General features: G+C 69.2%; 22 protein-coding genes. 10 read left to right on the forward strand and 12 right to left on the reverse strand.

Annotated elements, in window-relative coordinates; all coding sequences use genetic code 11:
• Positions 1 to 32: 32 nt before the first annotated feature.
• Positions 33 to 995 carry a ribokinase gene (locus tag KY497_RS05280; RefSeq protein ID WP_055866120.1) on the reverse strand — a complete coding sequence of 321 codons (963 nt, stop codon included), beginning with the start codon at positions 993 to 995 and terminating at the stop codon, positions 33 to 35.
• Positions 996 to 1,113: 118 nt separating this feature from the next.
• Here KY497_RS05280 and KY497_RS05285 point away from each other — a divergent pair, with 118 nt between their 5' ends.
• A complete protein-coding gene (locus KY497_RS05285; RefSeq protein ID WP_219870000.1) occupies positions 1,114 to 1,776 on the forward strand; it encodes a transaldolase family protein in 663 nt (220 codons plus the stop codon).
• A 19-nt stretch (positions 1,777 to 1,795) separates the two neighbouring features.
• On the opposite strand, the gene KY497_RS05290 is transcribed toward KY497_RS05285, so the two are convergent.
• A complete protein-coding gene (locus tag KY497_RS05290) occupies positions 1,796 to 2,473 on the reverse strand; it encodes a FadR/GntR family transcriptional regulator (protein ID WP_017829501.1) in 678 nt (225 codons plus the stop codon).
• 46 nt (positions 2,474 to 2,519) lie between these two features.
• Here KY497_RS05290 and KY497_RS05295 point away from each other — a divergent pair, with 46 nt between their 5' ends.
• On the forward strand, positions 2,520 to 3,494 hold the full coding sequence (locus KY497_RS05295; protein WP_219870001.1) for an amidohydrolase: 975 nt from the start codon (positions 2,520 to 2,522) through the stop codon (positions 3,492 to 3,494).
• Positions 3,495 to 3,584: 90 nt separating this feature from the next.
• Here KY497_RS05295 and KY497_RS05300 read toward each other — a convergent pair whose 3' ends face one another.
• Positions 3,585 to 4,349 (reverse strand): SDR family NAD(P)-dependent oxidoreductase, encoded by a 765-nt coding sequence (locus KY497_RS05300; protein ID WP_219870002.1) that lies wholly within the window; start codon positions 4,347 to 4,349, stop codon positions 3,585 to 3,587.
• A complete protein-coding gene (locus KY497_RS05305; RefSeq protein WP_219870003.1) occupies positions 4,331 to 5,191 on the reverse strand; it encodes a fumarylacetoacetate hydrolase family protein in 861 nt (286 codons plus the stop codon). The genes KY497_RS05300 and KY497_RS05305 overlap by 19 nt, the downstream gene beginning before the upstream one ends.
• A gap of 124 nt (positions 5,192 to 5,315) precedes the next feature.
• On the opposite strand from KY497_RS05305, the gene KY497_RS05310 reads away from it, so the two are divergent.
• Positions 5,316 to 6,611 carry an L-fuconate dehydratase gene (locus KY497_RS05310; protein ID WP_017829497.1) on the forward strand — a complete coding sequence of 432 codons (1,296 nt, stop codon included), beginning with the start codon at positions 5,316 to 5,318 and terminating at the stop codon, positions 6,609 to 6,611.
• Positions 6,598 to 7,584 carry an aldo/keto reductase gene (locus KY497_RS05315; RefSeq protein ID WP_219870004.1) on the forward strand — a complete coding sequence of 329 codons (987 nt, stop codon included), beginning with the start codon at positions 6,598 to 6,600 and terminating at the stop codon, positions 7,582 to 7,584. The genes KY497_RS05310 and KY497_RS05315 overlap by 14 nt, the downstream gene beginning before the upstream one ends.
• Positions 7,585 to 7,644: 60 nt before the next feature.
• Here KY497_RS05315 and KY497_RS05320 read toward each other — a convergent pair whose 3' ends face one another.
• Entirely contained in the window at positions 7,645 to 8,646 is a 1,002-nt protein-coding gene (locus KY497_RS05320) for a LacI family DNA-binding transcriptional regulator (protein WP_219870005.1), read from the reverse strand.
• A gap of 196 nt (positions 8,647 to 8,842) precedes the next feature.
• Between KY497_RS05320 and KY497_RS05325 the strand changes: the two genes are divergently transcribed.
• The 4 genes from KY497_RS05325 to KY497_RS05340 all read left to right on the forward strand — a co-directional run bounded on the left by KY497_RS05325 (position 8,843) and on the right by KY497_RS05340 (position 13,592).
• The gene (locus tag KY497_RS05325) at positions 8,843 to 9,712 is read left to right on the forward strand and encodes a sugar phosphate isomerase/epimerase (protein WP_219870006.1); all 870 of its coding nucleotides are present in this window, start codon (positions 8,843 to 8,845) and stop codon (positions 9,710 to 9,712) included.
• A 188-nt stretch (positions 9,713 to 9,900) separates the two neighbouring features.
• On the forward strand, positions 9,901 to 11,403 hold the full coding sequence (locus tag KY497_RS05330; protein ID WP_017829493.1) for a sugar ABC transporter ATP-binding protein: 1,503 nt from the start codon (positions 9,901 to 9,903) through the stop codon (positions 11,401 to 11,403).
• Entirely contained in the window at positions 11,403 to 12,437 is a 1,035-nt protein-coding gene (locus KY497_RS05335) for an ABC transporter permease (RefSeq protein WP_017829492.1), read from the forward strand. Before KY497_RS05330 ends, KY497_RS05335 begins: the two co-directional genes overlap by 1 nt.
• 156 nt (positions 12,438 to 12,593) lie before the next feature.
• A complete protein-coding gene (locus KY497_RS05340) occupies positions 12,594 to 13,592 on the forward strand; it encodes an ABC transporter substrate-binding protein (RefSeq protein WP_055866105.1) in 999 nt (332 codons plus the stop codon).
• Positions 13,593 to 13,860: 268 nt separating this feature from the next.
• Here the strand turns inward: KY497_RS05340 and KY497_RS05345 are convergent, their stop codons facing one another.
• The 7 genes from KY497_RS05345 to KY497_RS05375 form a co-directional block, all read right to left on the reverse strand.
• Entirely contained in the window at positions 13,861 to 14,157 is a 297-nt protein-coding gene (locus KY497_RS05345; protein ID WP_235562463.1) for a putative quinol monooxygenase, read from the reverse strand.
• A gap of 70 nt (positions 14,158 to 14,227) precedes the next feature.
• On the reverse strand, positions 14,228 to 15,199 hold the full coding sequence (locus KY497_RS05350) for a phosphotriesterase (protein ID WP_219870007.1): 972 nt from the start codon (positions 15,197 to 15,199) through the stop codon (positions 14,228 to 14,230).
• Entirely contained in the window at positions 15,199 to 16,161 is a 963-nt protein-coding gene (locus KY497_RS05355; protein ID WP_219870008.1) for a shikimate dehydrogenase, read from the reverse strand. The genes KY497_RS05350 and KY497_RS05355 overlap by 1 nt, the downstream gene beginning before the upstream one ends.
• Positions 16,158 to 17,186: a phosphoglycerate dehydrogenase gene (locus KY497_RS05360; protein WP_219870009.1), complete on the reverse strand. Its 1,029-nt coding sequence runs from the start codon at positions 17,184 to 17,186 to the stop codon at positions 16,158 to 16,160. Before KY497_RS05360 ends, KY497_RS05355 begins: the two co-directional genes overlap by 4 nt.
• Complete coding sequence (gene xylB / locus KY497_RS05365; protein WP_219870010.1) at positions 17,162 to 18,652, reverse strand: xylulokinase; 1,491 nt, start codon at positions 18,650 to 18,652, stop codon at positions 17,162 to 17,164. The genes KY497_RS05360 and xylB overlap by 25 nt, the downstream gene beginning before the upstream one ends.
• Before the next feature lie 9 nt (positions 18,653 to 18,661).
• Positions 18,662 to 19,237: a glucose-6-phosphate isomerase family protein gene (locus KY497_RS05370; protein WP_017829485.1), complete on the reverse strand. Its 576-nt coding sequence runs from the start codon at positions 19,235 to 19,237 to the stop codon at positions 18,662 to 18,664.
• 192 nt (positions 19,238 to 19,429) lie between these two features.
• Positions 19,430 to 19,966 (reverse strand): CGNR zinc finger domain-containing protein, encoded by a 537-nt coding sequence (locus KY497_RS05375; RefSeq protein WP_210698228.1) that lies wholly within the window; start codon positions 19,964 to 19,966, stop codon positions 19,430 to 19,432.
• 39 nt (positions 19,967 to 20,005) lie between these two features.
• Here KY497_RS05375 and KY497_RS05380 point away from each other — a divergent pair, with 39 nt between their 5' ends.
• On the forward strand, positions 20,006 to 21,031 hold the full coding sequence (locus KY497_RS05380) for a DMT family transporter (RefSeq protein WP_219870011.1): 1,026 nt from the start codon (positions 20,006 to 20,008) through the stop codon (positions 21,029 to 21,031).
• 34 nt (positions 21,032 to 21,065) lie between these two features.
• Positions 21,066 to 21,731, forward strand: coding sequence for a GntR family transcriptional regulator (locus KY497_RS05385; protein ID WP_151485750.1), 666 nt, complete (start codon positions 21,066 to 21,068; stop codon positions 21,729 to 21,731).
• Positions 21,732 to 21,734: the final 3 nt, after the last annotated feature.

The raw sequence follows: 21,734 nt of genomic DNA on the forward strand, positions 1-21,734 counted from the left end.
GCGAGTTCGGTTCGCGAGTTCGGTTCGCGAGTTCAGTTCGCGACGGGTGCGGCCGCGCGCTCCGTCAGGAACGCATCGACCTCGGCGCGGTGGGGAAGGCTCGGCGACGCCCCCTGCTTGGTGACGGTGAGCGCGCCAGCCGCGGTGGCCAGGCGCACGGCATCCGCCAGGGTGCTGCCGTTCGCGAGCGCTGCACCGAGGTATCCGGCGTAGGCGTCGCCCGCCGCGGTCGTGTCGACGGCCTCGACCGGGAACGGAGGGATCACGGATGCGCCCTCGGCCGTGACGACGCACGACCCCTGGCCCGCGAGGGTGATCACGGCGGCGCCGACGCCCTGGGCGAGGAACCAGCGTCCGGCGCGTTCGGCCGATGCGGCATCCGTCACCTCGATGCCGCTGATCAGCGTCGCCTCTGTCTCGTTGGGGGTGACGATGTCGATGCTCCGCCAGATCTCCGCATCGAGCTCGGCGGCCGGTGCCGGGTCGAGGATGACCGTCATCCCGTGCTCGCGTCCGCGCGCGGTGATGTGCGCCGTGAGTGCCGACGGCGTCTCGAGCTGGGTGAGCAGCACCGAGGTCGTGGGGGCGAGAGCTGCGAGCGCCTCGTCGATCTGCGCGGCGCTGAGGGCGGCATTGGCGAGCGGCACCATCACGATGTCGTTCTGCGCCGAGGAGTCGACCCGGATGTGCGCGATGCCGGTCGGGCCGGGAACCGTGCGCAGGTGCGTGAGGTCGACGCCCGCTGCCGTGAGCCCGTCGACGACCAGGTCGTGGAAGAGGTCGTCTCCCACGCAGCCGACGAAGCTCGTGCGTGCACCGGAGCGACCGGCGGCGACGGCCTGATTCGCGCCCTTGCCCCCCAGCATGAGGGTGAACTCGTCGCCGAGGATCGTCTCGCCTCTGGCCGGCAGGCGCCCGGAGAAGGTGGTCACATCGGCCGTGACGCTGCCGACGATGACGACGCCGGTGCGGTCCTCGGGGTGTGCGGGGGTCATCTCGCTCCTGATCTTCCTCGATGGCAGGCGTGGCCGTCGCTTTGACAGACCGCGATGGCTGTCATTACATTAGCCGAATCCGCACCTGTAACGACAGGTTGTCCGCGAGGAGACCCCGATGACCCCGATCGCGCCACGCCTGTACGTCGACAGCGCCGATGTCGACCGTGTCTCCCCGCTGCTCGCCGCGGGGGTGGTGCACGGCGTCACCACGAACCCGACCATCCTCGAACGCGGCGGCCGCACCGCCGCCGAGATCCCTGATCTCTACGCCCTCTGGGAGTCGGAGGGGGCGCGCGAGATCTTCTTCCAGACCTGGGGTGGCGACACCGCCTCGTTCCTCCGCAACGCCGAGGGCATCCGCGCGCTGGGTGACCGGGTGGCCGTGAAGGTGCCGGCGACGGCGGCGGGTTTCGCCGCCGCAGCCGCGCTCCTGCGCGAGGGGGCGACCGTGCTGGTCACCGCCGTGTACTCGGTCGCGCAGGCCCTGGCGTGCGCGTCGATCGGCGCGCAGTACATCGCCCCGTACCTCGGACGCATGCGCGATGCCGGGCTCGACGGCGACGCGACGATCGCCCGCATGCAGGAGGTGTGCGCGGGGAGTGCGTCGAACGTGCTCGCCGCATCCCTGCGCTCGCCGGATGACATCACGGGCCTGCGACTGGTGGGGATCCCCTACTTCACCGCGGCTCCCGATGTGCTGGACCGGCTGCTCTTCCATGAGGTGAGCGACAGCTCGGCGGCCGAGTTCGACGCCGCCATGGTGCGCCTGGGGGCGTGAGCGGCTGCTCCCGCCGGCGTCAGCTCGCTGCGGCCTGACGCAGCCAGCGCTCGACGCCCGCGATGTGCGCCGTGGCCAGAGAGGTCGCGAGGGCGGAGTCATGCTGGGCGATCGCGTCGGCGATGGCCCGGTGCTCCGACAGGGTGCGCTCGACAGCGCCGCCCTCGGTGAGGCCGCGCCAGACGCGGGCGCGGACGGTCTGGCTGCTCAGATGCTCGATCAGGCTCGCGAGGTAGGCGTTGCCGGACATCGCGACGATCTCGCGGTGGAAACGGATGTCGTGGTCGACCAGGGATTCGATCGTGACCGCCGCATCGATGGAGTCGACCTCATCCTGCAGCTCAGCGATCTGCTCATCTGTCCCGAGCGTCGCCGCGAGCCCGGTCGCCTGCGACTCCAGCATGCGCCGCACTGCGAAGATCTCGAGCATCGAATCGTCGTCGTGCATGTCGACCACGAACGAGATCGCCTCCAGCAGCAGATGCGGCTCGAGGCTCGTCACGTAGGTGCCGTCGCCGCGACGCACGTCGAGGACCCGGATGACCTCCAGCGCCTTGACCGCTTCGCGCATCGAGCTGCGGGACAGGCCGAGTCGTTCGGACAGCTCCTTCTCGGGGGGAAGCCGATCACCGGGGGAGAGCTCGCCCGCCACGATCATCGCCTTGATCTTCTCGATCGCCTCGTCGGTGACTGCCATGGCGTCATCCTAGCGATTGATCGGATGTCTCCGGCAGGATGGAGCCATGCGCGTTCTCGATTCACATCTGCACCTCTGGGATCCGGAGGTTCTGACGTACACCTGGCTCGAAGGGCCGATGGCCTTTCGGTTCGCCGACCTCGAGCTCGAGCATGCCCGCCTGGGCCTGGCCGAACCGGAGAGGTCGGTCTTCGTGCAGGCGGAGACGATCGAAGACGACTTCCTCGCCGAGGTCGACTGGGTCGCAGGCCTCGCCCCCGCGCTCGGCATCGTCGGGATCGTCGCGGGCGTCCGCCTCGACAGGGGGACCGACACGGTCGCGCACCTGGAGGGACTCCTAGCCGAACCCCTCGTCGTGGGCGTGCGGCACAACCTGCAGGGTGAGCCGGACGGACTCGCGGTCTCGGCGGCGTTCGTGACCGGTGCCAGGGAGGTCGCCGCTCGTGACCTGAGCTTCGACGTCTGCGTGCGCGAGAGCCAGCTGCCCGACATCGCCCGCCTCGCCGGAGCCATCCCCGAGCTGCGGCTCGTGCTCGATCACCTCGGAAAGCCCGCCGTCGGTACGGCGGCGTCCCCGCTCGCGCCGTCCGCGGAGTGGGCGCGCGACCTCACCGAGCTGGCGCGGCATGCGAACGCCTTCTGCAAACTCTCGGGGCTGCCGGGAGAGGCGGGCGGCGACTGGAGCGCCGAGCAGCTCGAGCCGTTCCTCGATGTGGCGGCGGATGCCTTCGGCGTCGAGCGGCTGATGTGGGGGAGCGACTGGCCCGTCTCCGTGATCGGTCCGGCCGAGGACGGCGACCCGCATGCGCCGGAGGATGGGTCCGCCACCTACCAGGCGACGGCGCGATCGCGCTGGGCCGACACCGTGATCGCCTGGGCGCAATCGCGTGGGCACGACCTCGATGCGCTCCTGTGGCGCAACGCCGAGCAGTTCTACCGTACCGATCGGCCGCGGCAGCTGCCGACGGACAAGACTCCGCGCTCCGGCCTCCGGGGCTGGCTCCGCGGCCACCGCGGCTGAGCGCCGTCTGACCGGCGTTCCGGTCGCAGTTGCTGCCATCCCCGCACGTCGGATGCGGCGTCAACTGTGACCGGGAGGAGGAAGCGGGGGCTACTCCGCGCGCAGGCGCAGCTGGGCCATGCCGCCGTCGACCTCGATGAAGGTTCCGGTGGTCGAGCCTGCAGCGGGGCTCACGAGGTAGGCGACAGCCGCGGCGACCTCGTCGGGGCTGACCAGTCGCCCGTGGGGCTGGCGTGCCTCGAGGGCCGCACGCTCGGCGGCGGGGTCGGTGGCCGAGTCGAGCAGGCGTCCCACCCACGGAGTGTCGGCCGTGCCCGGGTTGACCGCGTTCACACGGATCCCCTCGCGCAGGTGGTCGGCGGCCATCGCGCGGGTGAGAGCGGAGACGGCACCCTTCGACGCGCTGTAGAGCGCGCGCTGCGGCAGTCCGGTGGTCGATGCGATGGATGCCGTGTTGCACACCGCCGCCGACGGGGACTTCCGCAGCCACGGGAGAGCTGCCGAGGTGACACGGGCGATGCCGGTGACGTTGACGGAGAGCACTCGCGCCCACTCGTCGTCGTCGTTCGCGGCGATGTCGCCCTGCGCACCGATGCCGGCGTTGTTGACGACGATGTCGATGCGCCCGAACCTCTCGGCCACGGCGGCCACCGCCTCGTCGACGCTCGCGCGGTCGGAGACGTCTGCCGTGAAGGCGGCGAAGGCGGGGCCGGCCGCTGCGGTGTCACGGTCGAGCACCGCGATGGTCGCGCCGTCGGCGTGCAGGCGCTGCGCGATTGCCGCGCCGATTCCGGATGCTCCGCCGGTGACGATCGCCACCAGTCCGTTCAGTGCGCTCACTTCTGGGCCTCCCATGCCACGAACTCCTGTCGCTGACGGCCAAGGCCGTCGATCTCGATCTCGACCACGTCGCCCGCGGCGAGGTACGGGTACTTGCCCGAGAGGGCGACGCCCTGCGGGGTGCCGGTGAGGATCAGGTCGCCCGGCTCGAGCGTCACGTACTGCGACAGGTGGTGCACGATGTGCTCGACAGTGAAGATCATGTCGCTCGTGTTCGAGTCCTGCCGCGGCTCGCCGTTCACGAAGCTGCGAAGTCCGAGCGCGTGGTGGTCGACCTCGTCGGGGGTGACGAGCCAGGGGCCGGTCGGGTTGAAGCCGGGCGCGATCTTCCCCTTGGACCACTGACCGCCGGAGACCGTCATCTGGAAGTCGCGCTCCGAGACATCGTTCGCGGCGACGAAGCCGGCGACGTGCGCGAGCGACTCCTCGGGACTGTCGAGATAGGCGGTGCGGGTGCCGATGATGATGCCGAGCTCGACCTCCCAGTCGGTCTTCTCGCTGCCCCGCGGGATCGTGACCGTGTCGTTCGGGCCGACGACCGTGTTCGGGGTCTTGAGGAAGAGGATCGGGATGGTGGGCGGCTCCGAGCCGGACTCGGCCGCGTGGGCCGCGTAGTTCATGCCGATGCAGATCACGGCGCTCGGGCGGGCGATCGGGGCGCCGATGCGCATCGACGCGGCGTCCGCGAGCTCGGGGAGCTCTCCGCCTTCACGCGCGGCCGTGACCCGGGCGACGAAGTCGCTCTCCAGGAAATCGCCGTTCACGTCGGATGTTACGGAGCGGAGGTCGAGGTATCGGTCGCCCTCCACGAGGACGGGGATCTCATTCCCGGGGGTGCCGAGCCGCGCGAACTTCATGTTTCTCCTGATCGGTCGGGAGGCCGCGATGAGGCGGCCGGTCTCGTTGACAGTATAGACATCGGATGTTTACACTCCAAGAGATCCGCACGGAAGAAATCACCCGTGCATGGAGAGGAATCCCGTGAGCCGTATCGTCGCCCTCGACACCACCGATATCCGCTTCCCCACGTCCCTGAGCCTGGACGGGTCGGACGCGATGAACCCCGACCCCGATTACTCGGCCGCGTACGTCATCGTGCGCACCGACGCCGACGACGACATCGAGGGGCACGCGTTCGTCTTCACGATCGGTCGAGGCAACGACGTGCAGGTCGCGGCGATCGACGCGCTCGCCGGGCACCTCGTCGGGCGCGAGATCGAGCCGCTGCTCGACGACATGGGCGGCACGTTCCGTGACATCATCGGCGACTCGCAGCTGCGCTGGCTCGGCCCCGAGAAGGGGGTCATGCACATGGCCATCGGCGCGGTCATCAACGCGCTGTGGGACATCAAGGCCAAGCGCGCAGGGCTTCCGCTCTGGCAGCTTCTCGCCCGCATGACGCCGGAGGAACTCGTCGACCTGGTCGACTTCCGCTACCTCACCAATGCCCTCACCCCCGAAGACGCCCTCGAGATCCTGCGTGCGGCCGAGCCCGGACGAGCTGAGCGCGAGCAGCAGCTGCTGGCCACCGGATACCCCGGCTACACCACGAGCCCCGGCTGGCTCGGCTACTCCGACGAGAAGCTCGAACGCCTCGCCCGCGAGGCCATGGCCGACGGCTTCACCCAGATCAAGCTCAAGGTCGGCGCCGACCTCGACGACGACATCCGCCGTTTCCGCAAGGCGCGCGAGGTGTGCGGACCCGACTTCCCCATCGCGATCGACGCCAACCAGCGCTGGGAAGTGTCGGAGGCGATCGAGTGGGTGAACGCGCTCGCCGAGTTCCATCCCGCCTGGATCGAGGAGCCCACGAGCCCCGACGACGTGCTCGGCCACGCCGAGATCGCCAGGGGCGTCGCGCCCATCCGCGTCGCGACGGGTGAGCACGCGCAGAACCGTGTCATCTTCAAGCAGCTGCTGCAGGCCGACGCCATCTCGGTCATGCAGATCGACGCCGTGCGCGTGGCCGGGGTGAACGAGAACATCGCGAACCTGCTGCTCGCCGCCAAGTTCGGCGTGCCCGTGTGCCCGCACGCCGGTGGTGTCGGCCTGTGCGAGGCCGTGCAGCACCTGTCTATGTTCGATTTCGTCGCGGTCACCGGCACCCGCGAGGGCCGCATGATCGAGTTCGTCGACCACCTGCACGAGCACTTCGTCGTGCCCACCGACATCCAGGGCGGCTCGTACATGGCGCCGACCGCGCCGGGAACGGGCATGGAGATGAAGGCCGACAGCATCGCGACCTACACCTGGACGGGTGCACATGTCGGTGCCTGATCGCGGGGGAGTGCGCGACCGCCTGGAGATTCCCGCCCTCGGGTACGGCGCCGCGAACGTGGGCAACCTGTTCCGTCCGCTCAGCGACGACGAGGCGTGGGCCGTGCTGGATGCCGCGTGGGAGAGCGGCATCCGCTTCTACGACACCGCGCCGCACTACGGTCTGGGCCTCTCGGAGCGCAGGCTCGGGGCGTTCCTGCAGACCAAGCCGCGCGACCAGTACGTGCTCTCGACCAAGGCCGGGCGCCTGTTGCGGCCGAACCCCGACCACTCCGGCGGCCTCGACACCGCGAACGACTTCCACGTGCCGGACGACCTGCAGCGCGTGTGGGACTTCTCGGAGGCGGGCATTCGCGCGAGTGTCGACGAGTCTCGCGAGAGGCTCGGCATCGAACGCATCGATCTGCTCTACCTGCACGACCCCGAGCGGCACGACCTCGACCTCGCGCTCGCCGAAGCCCTGCCCGCGATGGAGCAGCTGCGTGCCGACGGCGAGGTCACCGCGATCGGCATCGGCTCGATGGTGTCGGATGCTCTCGCCGCAGCCGTGTGTGCCGCCGACCTCGACCTGATCATGGTGGCCGGCCGGCACACGCTGCTCGAACAGCCCGCCGCCGTCGACGTGCTGCCCGCCTGCCGTGAGACTGCGACCGGGATCGTGGCGGCGTCCGTCTTCAACTCGGGGCTGCTCGCATCGAGTGAGCCGCGCCGCGACGGGCGCTACGAGTACGGACAGCTCCCCGACGAGCTGTGGGACAGGCTCGTGCGCATCGCCGCCGTGTGCGCCGATCACGGTGTGCCGCTGCCCGCTGCGGCCATCCAGTTTCCCCTGCAGTCCGACGTCGTGCGCTCCGTGGTGGTGGGCGGCAGTCGGCCGGCGCAGCTGCAGCAGAACGCGGAGTACGCCGCGCTCGAGATCCCGGCGGCGTTGTGGGAGAACCTGTCGATGGAAGGGCTCATCCCGGCGGCCTGAATCCCCCGCCGTCTGCGGCAGGAAGTTGTCCACGGCGGCGGCGGGCCGAGACTGAGCGCCTCAGCGGCCGACGGTCGACTCGCGCACGATGAGCTCGGCGGGGAACGGGGTCGTCGCGGGCGGCGGTGCGCTGGGGTCGGCGAGCTGCTGCAGGAGCGCTGCTCCCGCGGCGCGGCCGATCTCGTAGCCGGGCTGCCGCACGCTCGTGAGCGGAACGACGCTCTGGTGCGCCTGGGCGACGTCGTCGAAGCCGACGAGCGCGATCTCCTCCGGCACCCGGATGCCGTGGCGCAGCAGCTGCGTGAGCACGCCGACCGCCACCATGTCGTTCGCCGCGAACACGGCGTCGGGGCGCTCGGCCGCGGGCATCGCGATGATCTGCTCGCCGGCGTGGAGCCCGTCTTCCGTGACCAGGTGCGGCACCTCGATCGTCGTCACGGTCGCGGAGGTCCCTGAGACCGCTTCCCGGAGCCCTTCCAGACGGTGGTTCGATTGGCTCACCGCCGGATTGCCGAGGAACAGGATGCGCCGTCGGCCGAGTGTCACGAGATGCTCTCCTGCGAGTCGCCCGCCCTCTCGGTCGTCGAACAGCACGGATGCGACCTTCGAGGAGTCGGGGATCGGGCCCACCACGACCGAACGGATGCCGCGATCGGCCAGGGCTTCCAGGCGCGGCACCACGTCACCGAGCGGGTAGATGACGATGCCCTGCACCCGGTGCGCCTCGAACATGTCGAGATTGCGCCGCTCCTGTGCGTCGTCGCGGTTGCTGTTGCTGAAGAACAGCGACCAGCCGCCCTCGCGGGCGACGTCTTCGACCCCGCGCGAGAGGTCGTGGAAGTAGGGCAGCCAGGCGTCGAGCAGGATGAGGGCGAGCGCCTTGCTCGATCCCGCACGCAGCTGCCGAGCCGACTCGTTGGGCACGAAGCCGAGCTGCTCGATCGCCGACCGCACCCGTTCGCGGCTCGCGGCTCCGAGCACGTGCGGGTGGTTGAGGTAGTTCGAGACGGTGGAGGAGGAGACTCCGGCGAGGGCGGCGACGTCCTTGACGCTCGCGGGCATGGGACTCCTTGGTCGGGCCGCGTCGATCGGGGTTCCTGACGGCGTCGGCGGCATCAGGATATCGGAGGACTTGCAACGTGCCAAGAAAGTTCTTGACAGGGGTCGGTCGACCGACGTAGCGTGACTCGCACGCCGGAGTTGCAACGTGCCAACTCCGGGACGGCGACGGTGCCGCACACCCGCTGCGAGAGGTCTCATGAACATCGGCTGCCACGGGCTCGTCTGGACGGGGAACTTCGATGCCGAGGGCATCCGTCTGGCGGTGCACAAGACCAGGGAGGCGGGTTTCGACCTCATCGAGTTCCCGCTCATGGATCCGTTCACGTTCGACGTCTCCGTCGCGAAGGACGCGCTGGAGGAGTACGACCTCGCCGTCAGTGCTTCGCTCGGACTCTCCGAGGCGACCGATGTCACCAGCGCCGATCCGGCGATCGCGGCGGCGGGCGAAGCGCTCCTGGTCAAGGCTGTCGACGTGCTCGCCGACCTCGGTGGAGAGCATTTCTGCGGGGTGATCTACAGCGCCATGAAGAAGTACATGGAGCCCGTGACCCCTGAGGGTCTCGCGAGCAGCAAGGCCGCGATCGCCCGGGTCGCCGACCATGCGGCCGCGCGCGGGGTGTCGGTCTCGCTCGAGGTCGTGAACCGCTACGAGACGAACGTGCTCAACACCGCACGACAGGCCCTCGCCTACATCGCCGAGGTGGATCGCCCGAATCTCGGGATCCACATCGACACATATCACATGAACATCGAGGAGTCGGATATGTTCACGCCCGTCCTCGATGCGGCACCGGCGCTGTGCTATGTGCACATCGGGGAGAGCCACCGCGGCTATCTCGGCACCGGAACGGTGGACTTCGACACCTTCTTCAAGGCGCTCGGTCGCATCGGTTACGGCGGCCCCATCGTGTTCGAGTCGTTCTCGTCGGCGGTCGTCGCGCCTGACCTCAGTCGCATGCTCGGCATCTGGCGGAACCTCTGGAACGACAACGACGAGCTCGGCGCGCACGCCAACGCGTACATCCGCGACAAGCTCGTCGCGGTCGATTCGATCCGCCTCCACTGAGCGGAATCGCGGGGGAAGGAGAGCGGAAGATCAAGATGTCATTACAGGTCTTCCCAATCCCTCCGACCTTAGATACATTTAGATACAACTTGCGCTGGCCGTGGCGCAGGACGCAGAATTGATCTGATGTTTGCGGCGGAATGATCCGCCGACATCGAAGCAGAACCTTCAAGGAAGCAGGTGAGCGCATGAGTGGACCCATCCTCCGGGTCGAGGGGATCAGCAAGGGATTCCCCGGCGTGCAGGCGCTGAAGGACGTGCACCTCGAGGTGCACGCCGGCGAGGTGCTCGTGCTCGTGGGCGAGAACGGCGCGGGAAAGTCGACGCTGATGAAGATCCTCTCCGGGATCTACACCAAGGACGAGGGCACGATCACGTTCGAGGGTCAGGAGGTGGAGCTCACCAGCCCCCTCCAGGCGCAGGAGCTCGGCATCACGATCATCCATCAGGAGCTCAACCTGATGCCCGATCTGACCGTGGCGCAGAACATCTACGTGGGGCGAGAGCCCACCACCGGGCCGTTCCTGTCGGAGCGCAAGCTGAACGCGCAGACCGCGGAACTGCTGCAGCGCCTGGACATCCACCTGAACCCCCGGCAGCTCGTCGGCGAGCTCACGGTGGCCGAGCAGCAGATGGTCGAGATCGCCAAGGCGCTGTCGTTCAACGCCAAGGTGCTCATCATGGACGAGCCGACCTCCGCCCTCACCGACACCGAGGTCGAGACGCTCTTCGTGCTGATCGAGCAGCTCAAGGCACGCGGCACCGGGATCGTCTACATCTCGCACCGCATGGACGAGCTGCGCCGTCTGGCCGACCGGGTGACCGTCCTCCGTGACGGCACATACATCGGATCACTCGACAGGTCCGAGATCACCATCCCGACCATCATCGAGATGATGGTCGGACGTGTGATCGACGAGGGTACCCGTCCGCAGGCCCGAGAGCACGCGAACGATCCCGTTGTCCTCGAGGTGCAGGGTCTGTCGACCAAGAACCTCCTGAAAGACGTCTCGTTCCAGCTGCACAAGGGCGAGATCCTCGGCTTCGCCGGGCTCATGGGCGCCGGGCGCACCGAGACCGCGCGTGCCGTGATCGGCGCCGATCACCGCGACAGCGGCACGATCGCGATCGACGGTCGCACGGTGCGGATCGCCCAGCCAGCCGACGCCGTGCAGCACGGCGTCGGATACCTCTCGGAGGACCGCAAGCTCCTCGGCCTCATGCTCGAGCAGGACGTGACGTTCAACACCGTGCTCGCCTCGCTCGGCTCCTACGCCAACGCGATCGGCTGGATGGGCGACAGCAAGGCGAAGAACCGCACCAAAGAGTACGTGCAGCAGCTGCGCGTGAAGACCCCCTCGGTCAACCAGGTCGTCAAGCTCCTCTCCGGAGGGAACCAGCAGAAGGTCGTCATCGCCCGCTGGCTGATGCGCGACTGCGACATCCTCATCTTCGACGAGCCGACCCGAGGGATCGACGTCGGCGCGAAGGAGGAGATCTACCGCCTCATGCAGCAGCTCGCTGATGCAGGCAAGTCCATCATCGTCATCTCATCCGAGCTCCCGGAGATCCTCCGTGTGGCGAACCGCATCGCGGTCTTCGCCAACGGCCGCATCACCGGGACGCTCCGCAACGAGGAAGCAAGCCAGGAGAAGATCATGCAACTCGCAGCCCACGGGGAGGAAGACTGATGAGCGCTCCGCAGCAGCCCGGATCGTCGACGACGACGATCATCCAGACCGCCGTGAACGAGAACACCGACAAGAGAGACGTCGGCGCGTTCCTGAAGCGGCAGTTCCAGCAGTCGCTGGCGTTCGGCACGCTCATCGTGCTGATCATCTTCTTCTCGATCGCCAGCCCCAACTTCTTCACCTTCAGCAACATCGCCACGGTCCTGCTGTCGACCGCCGTCATCGGCATCCTCGCCCTCGGCACCACCTTCGTCATCATCACCGGCGGCATCGACCTGTCGATCGGCACCGGCATGGCGCTGTGCGCCGTGATGACGGGTGTGTTCGTGACGAACATGGGGCTCCCGGTCTGGGTCGGTGTCATCGGCGGCATCCTCACCGGTGTGCTGATGGGCCTGATCAACGGTGTGAACATCACGTTCCTCCGGCTCCCGCCGTTCATCGCGACCCTGGCGATGATGATGATCGCCGGTGGCCTCGCCCTCGTGATCTCGGGTGTCGCGCCGATCTACTTCTCGACGTCGGCCCCCGATTTCAAGAAGATCGCCCTCGGCGTGATCATCCCCGGCATCCCGAACGCCGTTCTCGTCACCGCCGTGCTCGCGATCATCGCGTACCTCGTGCTGTCGAAGACGCTGCTCGGCCGGTACACCTTCGCGATCGGCTCGAACGAAGAGGCCACGCGCCTCTCGGGCGTCAACACGCGTCGCTGGACGATCCTGATCTACATGTTCGCCGGGGCGTTCACCGGCGTCGCGGGCATCGTCATCGCCTCCCGCCTCGACTCGGCGCAGCCGCAGATCGGCACCGGGTACGAGCTGCAGGCGATCGCCGCGGTCATCATCGGCGGAACCTCGCTGCTGGGCGGACGCGGCTCGATCCTCGGCACCGTGATCGGCGCCCTCATCATGAGCGTGCTCGTGAACGGTCTGCGCATCATGTCGATCCAGCCCGAATGGCAGAACATCGTCGTCGGCGTCGTCGTGCTGCTCGCGGTCTTCCTCGACTCGCTCCGCAACCGACAGCGCACCTGAGACCTGGACGGCGACGAAACCCGTGCCCGTCGTCGTCCTCCGGCCACGGCCGGCTTCCGCGGAGACATCCGCACAGGCACCTGGAATGTCCACAGCGCCGGCTCGTCCGGCATCCACATAGAACAAACCGAGTCGTACCCAAACAATGGAGTTTTCATGAAATTCGGGAAGAAGACCGCACTCGTGGCCCTCATGGCCGCATCCGCACTGGTGTTCGCCGGCTGTGCCGGTGGTGGCGACGTGATCGAGGAAGGCTCGAGCAGCGGGGGCAGCAGCGACGGCGAGATGTACATCGCCATGGTCTCGAAGGGCTTCCAGCACCAGTTCTGGCAGGCCGTGAAGAAGGGCGCCGAGGACAAGGCGAAGGAGCTCGGCGTGAAGATCACGTTCGAGGGTCCTGCCGCCGAGACCGAGATCGCCGCGCAGCTGGAGATGCTGACCGCAGCGATTGACAAGAACCCGAGTGCCATCGCCTACGCCGCCCTCGACCCCGAGGCGTGCGTCGCCCCGCTCGAGCAGGCCAAGGCGAAGGACATTCCCGTCGTCTACTTCGACGCCCCCTGCAACGGCGACGTCGGGCTCAGCCTGTCGGCCACCGACAGCAAGGTCGCCGGTGCACTCGCCGCCGAGCACATGGCCGAACTGATCGGCGGCGAGGGCCAGGTCGCGATCGTCGGCCACTCGCAGATCAACTCCACCGGTGTCGAGCGTCGCGACGGCTTCGTCGACAAGATCGAGGCGGACTACCCCGACATCGAGATCGTCGACATCCAGTACGGTGACGGCGACCACCTCAAGTCGGCCGACATCGCCAAGACCCTGATCGCGGCCCACCCCGACCTCAAGGGCATCTACGGCACCAACGAAGGCTCCGCCATCGGTGTCGTGAACGCCGTGAACGAGCTGGGCCTCGAGAAGGGCAAGATCACGATCGTCGGCTTCGACTCCGGCGCCGCACAGATCAACGCCATCAAGGACGGCACCATGGCCGGCGCGATCACGCAGGACCCGATCGGCATCGGCGCACAGGTCGTGCAGGCCGCGTACGACGCCGCGAACGGCAAGTCGGTCGAGAAGTTCTACGACACCGGCTCGTACTGGTACGACAAGACCAACATCGAAGACCCGAAGATCGCGGGCGTGCTCTACGAGTGACACCGCATCGTCGAAGAAGCCCCTCACCTTCGGGTGGGGGGCTTCTTCGTGTCCGGAGTGTGCGCGTGCCGTGGTGTGGGCGTGCCGTGTGCGTATGCCGGATGCGGGTGCGTGTGCCCGGTGCGGGTGCATGTGCCGGATGTCGGGAGGACTCACGGATGCAGGAGCGGATGCCGGCGATTCCTCCGACATGCGTGCATTCTCCCGACAGGTGAGCAGGGCAGAGAGGCCGGGATCCCGCGCGCCGCCGCGTCACGGCGTGACGGCCTCAGAGGCGGCGGAGGAAGGTGAGCTGCGACGACGGTTCGACGATCAGCTCCTGCAGCGCCGCGTTGAAGGGCACTCCGGCGGGGGCGGCGATGTGCGCCTGGAACGCCGCTTCGTCGCGATAGACCTCGTAGACGAAGAAGCGGTCGGGGTCGTCGACGAGCCGGGTCGCATCGAAGACGACGTTGCCCTCCTCGGCGCGCACGACCTCGGCGAAATCGCGCAACAGGGCCGCCACACGGTCGCCCGCTCCGGGCTGGGCGGTGAAGGTGGCGTGCAGGATGGTCGGCTCGGACACGGTGTCTCCTCGGGGATGTCGGGCGTGGAGTCGGATGCTCATGGTCATGCTCGTGCGCAGGGGGAGAAGGTCACGGCGCGAGGGTCAGCAGGCGGGCCGGGGTGGTCACGAGCATCCGGTGCACGGCGTCGTCGCCGACGGCCGCGCGGAGGCGCGGGAGGTAGCGGTCGCCGAGGTAGGCGAGTCCGGGCATGCCGCCGTAGGCGATGTACCGCGTGCGCCGGGCGACGTCGCCGCCGAGCACGATCCGGTCGCCGGCCCCGCGTTCCACCACCGCGACCGTCAGGGCGAGCAGCTCGGCGTCGGAGCGGGTGCGCGGACGCGCGAAGCCGTCGTAGCCGAGGTGGGCTCCGCGTTCGGCGAGCGACACGTGTAGCCCGGGGTCGGGGTCGCGGTCGGCGTGCGCGAGCACGACCCGCGCGGCGGGCACCCCTTCGGCGTCGAGCAGGTCGAGCACCTCATGGGCCGCTGTGCCGAACTCCAGATGCACCATGACCGCAGCGCCCGTCGCGCGGTGCGCCTCGGCCACGGCGATCAGGGTGGTGCGCTCGAACGCACTGATGCGCCAGTAGTCGGCGCCGCCCTTGAGCAGACCTGCGCGCACGGGTCCGCCATCGGGCGCGGCAGCGAGGGGCACCTCGGGCGTCTCGAAGATCTCCCCGTCGTCGGCGGGCATCCCGCGCGTGATGTCGGCGATGAAGAGGGCGGCCAGACGCTCGGCGGTCCACACCTGCATCGGATGATCCGCGCCGTAGTGCGCCTCGCGGTGTCGGCCGGTCGTCGCGACGATGTGCAGTCCGGTCGTCGCACTGATCCGGGCCAGGGCTGCGGGGTCGCGGGCAAGGCCGAACGGTGTGGCATCCACCATCGCCTCGAACCCGCTCGCCTGCAGCAGGGCTGCTTCTTCGCCCGAGGCCTTCTCGTCGTCGAGCTCGTCGCCCGGAAGCAGCGGCGACACCTGGAACAGGTGCTCGTGATAGTCCACCCGCTCGAGCAGCGCCGGGTCGATATCGCCGAGCACCGTGCGGACGAGGGCGGACATCAGCGCACCGACTCCGCGGCCTCGGCGAGCCGTTCGACGATCTCGGGCGTCAGGTCGAGATCGAACACATCGGCCACGACCTGCGACCAGCCGTGGATGAAATACCGCCAGCCGTCGACCACGTGCAGCCCGCGTGCAGGCGCCTGCGCCTCGGCCTGGTGGAGGAACTCGAGCGTGCCGCGGTAGTTGAACTCCCACGCGTACGCGCCCTCGGGGAACACCACGGCGTCGGTCAGAGGAGAGCCGGGCCGGTCCTTGCCGAGCCCCGTCGCGTTGGCGATCACCGATCCTGCGGGGGCGGCGGCTACCAGCGCGTCGGCACCTTCGGCCGAAGCGGTCACCACGTACTCGATCAGCCCCTCCCTGGTGCCGTGCTGGCGGTGCACATCGCGCAGGTGGTCGAGCTTGTCCTGCGTGCGGGCCGTCACCGTGATCTTCGCCGGGGCGTCTTCGCGTTCGGCCAGCGCCCAGCTCAGGGCGGTGCCCGAACCTCCGGCGCCGAGGATCACGACCGCGGCCCCGGTGCGGGCGAAGTGGTCGGCGGGAAGGAAGTCGTTCAGGGCGAGGTCGACCGTGATCGGGTCCTTCGCCCGCCCCGACAGGACCGGGCCCCGTTTGGAGATGCTGGAGATCTCGGAGCACGACACCGCGAACGGGTCGAGCTCGTCGAACAGGTCGGAGGCGGCGGCGTACACGTTCATCTTGTGCGTGGTCACGAGCGCCCCGCGGTGATGCGGGTCATCGCGGATCTGCTCGACCATGGCGCGGTACTGCGCGGGCTCGGCATCCATCGGCAGGTCGTGGCCGAGCAGGGTGCGGGTCGGCAGGCCCAGGATGTCGGCCCAGAGCGGGAAGACCTTCATGATCGACGATGACGCGGTGGTCACCCCGACGAACCCCATGTAGTCGGCGGATGCCGTGGCCGGAGTCGCGGCCTCTGTGCGGACGGCGTCGATGGTCATCGGGTCTCCTCGGGGACGGCGACGGGGACGGGGACGGGGATGGAGATGGAGGCGTTGGGCACGGGATGGGCGGGCTCGGCACCCGACAGCACGGCGATCACGTCGGCGAGCGAGAGGGAGCCCATGTTGTCGACGGCCTGCGTGGTCTGCGCGCCCAGGTGCGGGGTGACGATCACGCGATCGGCGAGTTCGGGCGCGAGCAGCGGACTGTCATGTGCGGCCGTGTCGCCGTCGAGGGTGTCGGCCGCGTAGCCGGCGAGGATGCCGTCGTGCAGCGCCCGTGCCACGGAGGCTTCGTCGATCAGATCGCCGCGGGCGGTGTTGACCAGCACGGTTCCCGGTCGCATGTCGGCCAGACGCTCGGCGTCGACCAGTCGCTGACCCCCGGGGGCGTGCAGGGTGATGACGTCGGCTCGGCGGAACAGGTCGTCGAGCGCGACGGGTTCCGCACCGCGGGCACGCATCACATCGTCGGGCAGGAACGGGTCGGCGGCGAGCACGCGCGGCCCGAAGCCGCGCAGTCGCGCGGCGACCCCCTGGCCGATCCGTCCGAAGCCCACGATCCCGACCGTGGCGGCCCCGAGTTCCCGCCCGCGACGCACGCTCCAGTCGCCGGCGCGCACGCGGCGGTCGCCGTCGGGGACGAAGCGGAGGGCGGCGAGCATGAGCCCGACCGCGTGGTCGGCCACCGCATCGGCGTTGGCGCCCGGAGTGTTGGTCACCGGGATGCCGCGGTCTCGCGCCGCTGCCAGGTCGACCGACTCGGTGCCGACGCCGTACCGGGCGACGACCTTGAGCTTCGGAGCCGCGGCGAGATGCTCCTCGGTGATCGCGCCGGTGCCGGCGATCCACGCGTCGGCACCATGCAGCAGCGACCGCAACTCGTCGAGGTCGTGGTGCGCCGGACCGCGGAGGATGCGGTGTCCCGCCTGAGCGGCGCGTTCCACCAGATCCAGGTCGCCGTCCGAGAACGAGCGACTGGTGACGAGGATGACGCCCATCAGCGCGGCCGTCCGGCGAACCACGGCGCGAGGGCCGTGTAGGCGTCGACGAAGCGGGCGTGCCGTTCGGTGTAGACGGCGTGGCGCCCGGCATCCGGGGTGAACTCGGCGGTGACCTCGCTCAGGGCGCGGGCGGCAGAGAAGTCGGTGAGTCCGAGTCCGACCGCAGCGGTGACCGCGGCACCGAGGCTGTTCGCCTCTTCCACGATCGTGCGTCGGCGCACCGGCACTCCCCACACATCGGCGAGCACCGAGAGGTACACGTCGCTCTGGGCTCCGCCGCCGACGGCATCGATGCGGTCGATCACGGCGCCTGATTCACGGAACGCCTGGATGCAGCTGAGCAGGTTGAAAGCCGTGCCCTCCAGCACGGCCCGCACGAGGTGCGCCCTGCCGTGGTGGCGGGCCAGCCCGAGGAACGCGCCCCGGGCATCCGGGTCCCACATCGGGGAGCGTTCCCCGAGCAGGTAGGGGAGGAAGTAGAGGTCGTCGGTGTCGACGTCGACGGATGCCTCGGCCGTGAGCCGCGAGGTCTCGGGGTGCGCGGGGTCGGGCGAGAGCGCCTCGGCGATCCACTTCACGGAGGCGCCGCCGGCCTGCATGGTGGCGGTGGGCACGAACGAGCCGGGAACGACGTTGTCGAACGTGAACGTGCGCATCGCAGGGTCGTGCAGCGGGGCGTCGGCCGCGAACGAGATCCACGACGAGGTGCCCAGGCACACGTACGCGCCGTCTTCCGGGGCGACGACACCCGAGCCGACGGCGGCGAGCGGTCCGTCGCCGCCACCCATCACCACGCGCACTCCCGTGTGGAGTCCGAGAGCAGCGGCGGCGGCATCGGTCAGTGTGCCGGCGATCTGCGTGGATTCCAGGATCTCGGGGAACAGAGCGGGGTCGAGGCGCGCGGCCTGCAGCACCTCGTCGGACCAGGTGCCGCGCGCCTGGTCGTAGGCGTTGGTGCCGGATGCATCGGAGCGGTCGGTCGCGAGGCGCCCGGTCAGACGCAGCACGATGAAGTCCTTCGCGACGCACACCCGACGCACGCGCGTCCAGGTGTCGGGCTCGTTGTCGCGCACCCACATGATCTTCTCGACCGAGTAGGTGGGGTTGAGGCGGTGGCCCAGGATGCCGTAGGCACGCTCGGCGCCGATCGCGACCTCGAGCTCGCGTTGCTGGGCGCCGGCCCTGGTGTCGGCCCAGATGATCGCCGGACGGGCGGGTTCGCCGTCGGCATCGAGCAGCACGGCCCCCATCATCTGGCCGCTGACCACGAGTCCGGCGATGTCGGTCGCGGCCGTGCCGGTGCGCGCGATCAGGTCGCGCGTGGCGGCGACGACCGCGTTCCACCAGTCCGCAGGGTTCTGCTCGGCGACCCCGCCCGCGGCGAAGTGCGCGGGGTAGGGGACGGTGACCGAGGCGACGAGACGGCCGTCGTCATGATGCAGCGAGGCCTTGTTCCCGGTCGTGCCCAGGTCGTGCGCGATGATCATGGTCGGAGCCTATTCCGCGTAGGGACGCAGGTCGACGCCGGAGGCTGCGCGATAGGCACGCGAGCCCATTCCGTGCTCCAGCACCCAGCCGTAGTCGTGCCCTGCTCCTCCCGGATACACCGCGAGGAAGGCGTAGGGCTCGTCGCCGGTGTTGACCGAGCGGTGCGCCCAGCCCGGCGGGATGTAGCCGATGGTGCCGGGGAGCATGTCGAGCCATTCGGTGCGCTCGCCGTCGAACATGAGCAGGCCGCCGCGGCCCTGCAACGCCAGGTAGATCTCGCCCTGGTGGTTCGGGTGCTGGTGCCCCTTGGTCATCCAGAGCTCGCCGCCGGTGTCGCCGGGCATGATCGTGGTGATCGACTGCGGCAGCTCGCGGTCGGCCTCGGGCACGGGGGAGCTCACGACCGTGTAGACGACGGGGTTCTCGCCGGCGGATGCTTCGGCCCAGGCCTCGGCGTCGAGGAAGAGCCCCTCGAGGTCGGACATCCGCCGGGTGAGGGTCGGCCCCTCGGGTGAGAGCGTCAGCTTCTCGGCGTCGAAGGCGATCGCCATCGGAGAGATCGGCGGGGTGTGGAACTCGGGCATCGGTGCTCCTCGTAACGGATGCTGCGGCGCTGCGCAACCTGTAATGACAGGTTCACTGTACCTGTTATGACAGGTTGCGTCCAGGGGTGCATGCATGCTGCCGCTCCGGTCGCCGTTGGTGCCGCCTGATCGCGAAGAATCCGGCAGGAAGTGCGACCGGAGCGCGGAGGGGCCGCCGGCGTCAGTGCCGGGTCACTCGGCGGTGCGCCTCGCGCGGTACGCGGCGACGGCGTTGCGGTTCGCGCACGTCGTGGAGCAGTAGCGCTTCGAGCGGTTGCGCGAGAGGTCGAGCGCGATCGACTGGCAGGTGTCGTCGTCGCACACGGAGAGGCGCGAGCCCTCGTCGGCGCGGATGACGTCGATCAGGGCCATCGCGGTCTCGATCAGGATGCGCTCGGCGAAGGGCTGCTCATCGGCGACGGCGTGCAGGTGCCAGTCCAAGCCGTCATGGCGACGCAGCGCCGGGGTGAGCCGGGACTCCGCGAGCGCGTCGTTGACGTGCGCGGCCATCTCGTCACGCGGTGCCAGCAGCATCGCGCGCAGGCGCGGACGCAGATCGCGCAGCGAGGCGACCTCGACCTCATCGCGGTCGAGGCGCCCGGTGTAGGGGAACTCGCGGAGGAAGGCGTCTTCATCGTCGAGGTCGGTCAGTGTGTCCGGCTGTTCGGCGGAGTTCGCGAGCCAGACAGCGGAACGCAGCGCCTCCTCCGTGTCATCGGTGAAGATCATGTTGACATCTTACAGCGCGCGCGAGTAGCGTCATCGATCATGAGCAAGGTGAGAAGTGACACGGTGGTCTCCTCCGCACGAGGCGTGCGCCTCGGACTGCCGCTCGCGCTCGCCGCGGCCTTCGCCTTCGGCATGTCGGGCGGGTGGGCGCGAGGGCTCATGGATGCCGGATGGACGCCCGGGGCTGCCGTGACCGCCCGCATCTGGGTGGCCGCTCTCGTGCTGCTGATCCCGACGATCCTGTCCCTCCGAGGGCGGTGGGTGCTGCTGCGGCGCAACGCCGGCATGATCCTCGCCTACGGACTGCTGGCTGTCGCCGCGACCCAGCTCTTCTACTTCCAGGCCGTGGCCGTCATGGACGTGGGTCTGGCTCTGCTCATCGAGTACACCGCCCCGGTCGCGGTGCTGCTGTGGCTGTGGCTGCGAAGGGGTGAACGGCCGACCCGCCGCAGCATCCTCGGCGCGGCCATCGCCTTCGTCGGGCTCGTGCTCATGCTCGACATCCTCACGGGGGCCGACGTGAACGTGGCCGGCATCCTGTGGGCACTCGGGGCGATGGTGGGCGCGGCGACCTACTTCGTGCTCTCGGCCAAGGTCGACACCGGGCTGCCGCCCATCGCCCTCGCCGGGAGCGGTCTGCTTCTCGGCGCGGTCGGGCTCACCGTGGCCGGTGCGATCGGCGTGCTGCCGATCGCGTGGACCACCGACGACATCGCGTACCGGTTCGGCAGCGTGCCCTGGTTCGTGCCGGTGCTGGCGATGGGGGTCGTGGCGACCGCGCTCGCCTACCTGCTCGGCATCGCCTCCACGCGGATGCTGGGTTCGCGGCTCGCCTCCTTCGTCGCACTCGCCGAGGTGGTGGCGGCCCTGCTGTTCGGCTGGCTGCTTCTCGGGCAGCTGCCCGACCTGCTGCAGGCGCTCGGCGGCGTGCTCGTGCTCGTGGGCGTCGTGGTCGTGAAGCTGGGTGAGCCCGTCGCGGCGGAATTCGTCGAGCCGATGCCCGCGGGGGCGCCGGCGCTTCCTGCGAAGAATGTATACGAGAAGCCCGCTACGAAAGAACTCTGACCCTTCAATCTCGGTTTATGTATACACTGAGGGCATGACCCTCGCCGTGGAACGCACCTCCGCGAGTGATCGCGCGTACGCGGCTCTGCTCGATGGCATCCAGTCGGGCACGCTCCCGGCCGGTTTCGTGCTCGGCGAGGTCGAACAGGCCGAGCGCCTGGGTGTGAGCCGCACCCCGATGCGTGAAGCGCTGCGTCGACTCATCGCGGATGGGCTCGTCGTGCAGCAGTCGCCGCGGGTCACCGTGGTCGCCGATCTGGATGCCGACGACATCCGCTCCCTCTTCGAGATCCGCCGCGCGCTCGAGGAGAGCTCAGCCCGCCTCGCCGCCACCAGGGGAGACGCCGCCCTGTTCGCCGCACTCGCCGACGAGTTCGCGCACGTCGACCTCGACGCCGTCGAAGGCCGTGACGCCTACTACGCGCTGATCGCCCGCTTCGACGTCGCCCTCGACGCGGCCGTGGCGAACGACTACATCGCCTCGGCGCTGCGCACCGTGCGCACCCACCTCGTGCGTGTGCGCCGGATGGCTCGCGACAAACCCGCCCGGCTCGCCGCCTCCGCCGCCGAGCACCGCACCATCGCCGAGGCGCTCGCCGCCCGCGACGGCGACCTCGCCGCCCACGCCACGCACGTGCATCTGCACAACGCGCTCACCGGCATCCTCGATTCCCTCGAATCCCGCAACAGTGAAGGATAAGAA

It is taken from the genome of Microbacterium sp. PAMC22086, from assembly GCF_019443525.1.
GTDB classification, from domain to species: Bacteria; Actinomycetota; Actinomycetes; order Actinomycetales; family Microbacteriaceae; genus Microbacterium; species Microbacterium maritypicum.

Bases quoted from the DNA above. Each gene is read 5' to 3' on its own strand.
- KY497_RS05280 (WP_055866120.1), bottom strand. From the start codon at position 995: ATGACCCCCGCACACCCCGAGGACCGCACCGGCGTCGTCATCGTCGGC.
- KY497_RS05285 (WP_219870000.1), top strand. From the start codon at position 1,114: ATGACCCCGATCGCGCCACGCCTGTACGTCGACAGCGCCGATGTCGAC.
- KY497_RS05290 (WP_017829501.1), bottom strand. From the start codon at position 2,473: ATGGCAGTCACCGACGAGGCGATCGAGAAGATCAAGGCGATGATCGTG.
- KY497_RS05295 (WP_219870001.1), top strand. From the start codon at position 2,520: ATGCGCGTTCTCGATTCACATCTGCACCTCTGGGATCCGGAGGTTCTG.
- KY497_RS05300 (WP_219870002.1), bottom strand. From the start codon at position 4,349: ATGGGAGGCCCAGAAGTGAGCGCACTGAACGGACTGGTGGCGATCGTC.
- KY497_RS05305 (WP_219870003.1), bottom strand. From the start codon at position 5,191: ATGAAGTTCGCGCGGCTCGGCACCCCCGGGAATGAGATCCCCGTCCTC.
- KY497_RS05315 (WP_219870004.1), top strand. From the start codon at position 6,598: ATGTCGGTGCCTGATCGCGGGGGAGTGCGCGACCGCCTGGAGATTCCC.
- KY497_RS05320 (WP_219870005.1), bottom strand. From the start codon at position 8,646: ATGCCCGCGAGCGTCAAGGACGTCGCCGCCCTCGCCGGAGTCTCCTCC.
- KY497_RS05325 (WP_219870006.1), top strand. From the start codon at position 8,843: ATGAACATCGGCTGCCACGGGCTCGTCTGGACGGGGAACTTCGATGCC.
- KY497_RS05330 (WP_017829493.1), top strand. From the start codon at position 9,901: ATGAGTGGACCCATCCTCCGGGTCGAGGGGATCAGCAAGGGATTCCCC.
- KY497_RS05335 (WP_017829492.1), top strand. From the start codon at position 11,403: ATGAGCGCTCCGCAGCAGCCCGGATCGTCGACGACGACGATCATCCAG.
- KY497_RS05340 (WP_055866105.1), top strand. From the start codon at position 12,594: ATGAAATTCGGGAAGAAGACCGCACTCGTGGCCCTCATGGCCGCATCC.
- KY497_RS05350 (WP_219870007.1), bottom strand. From the start codon at position 15,199: ATGTCCGCCCTCGTCCGCACGGTGCTCGGCGATATCGACCCGGCGCTG.
- KY497_RS05355 (WP_219870008.1), bottom strand. From the start codon at position 16,161: ATGACCATCGACGCCGTCCGCACAGAGGCCGCGACTCCGGCCACGGCA.
- xylB (WP_219870010.1), bottom strand. From the start codon at position 18,652: ATGATCATCGCGCACGACCTGGGCACGACCGGGAACAAGGCCTCGCTG.
- KY497_RS05370 (WP_017829485.1), bottom strand. From the start codon at position 19,237: ATGCCCGAGTTCCACACCCCGCCGATCTCTCCGATGGCGATCGCCTTC.
- KY497_RS05375 (WP_210698228.1), bottom strand. From the start codon at position 19,966: ATGATCTTCACCGATGACACGGAGGAGGCGCTGCGTTCCGCTGTCTGG.
- KY497_RS05380 (WP_219870011.1), top strand. From the start codon at position 20,006: ATGAGCAAGGTGAGAAGTGACACGGTGGTCTCCTCCGCACGAGGCGTG.
- KY497_RS05385 (WP_151485750.1), top strand. From the start codon at position 21,066: ATGACCCTCGCCGTGGAACGCACCTCCGCGAGTGATCGCGCGTACGCG.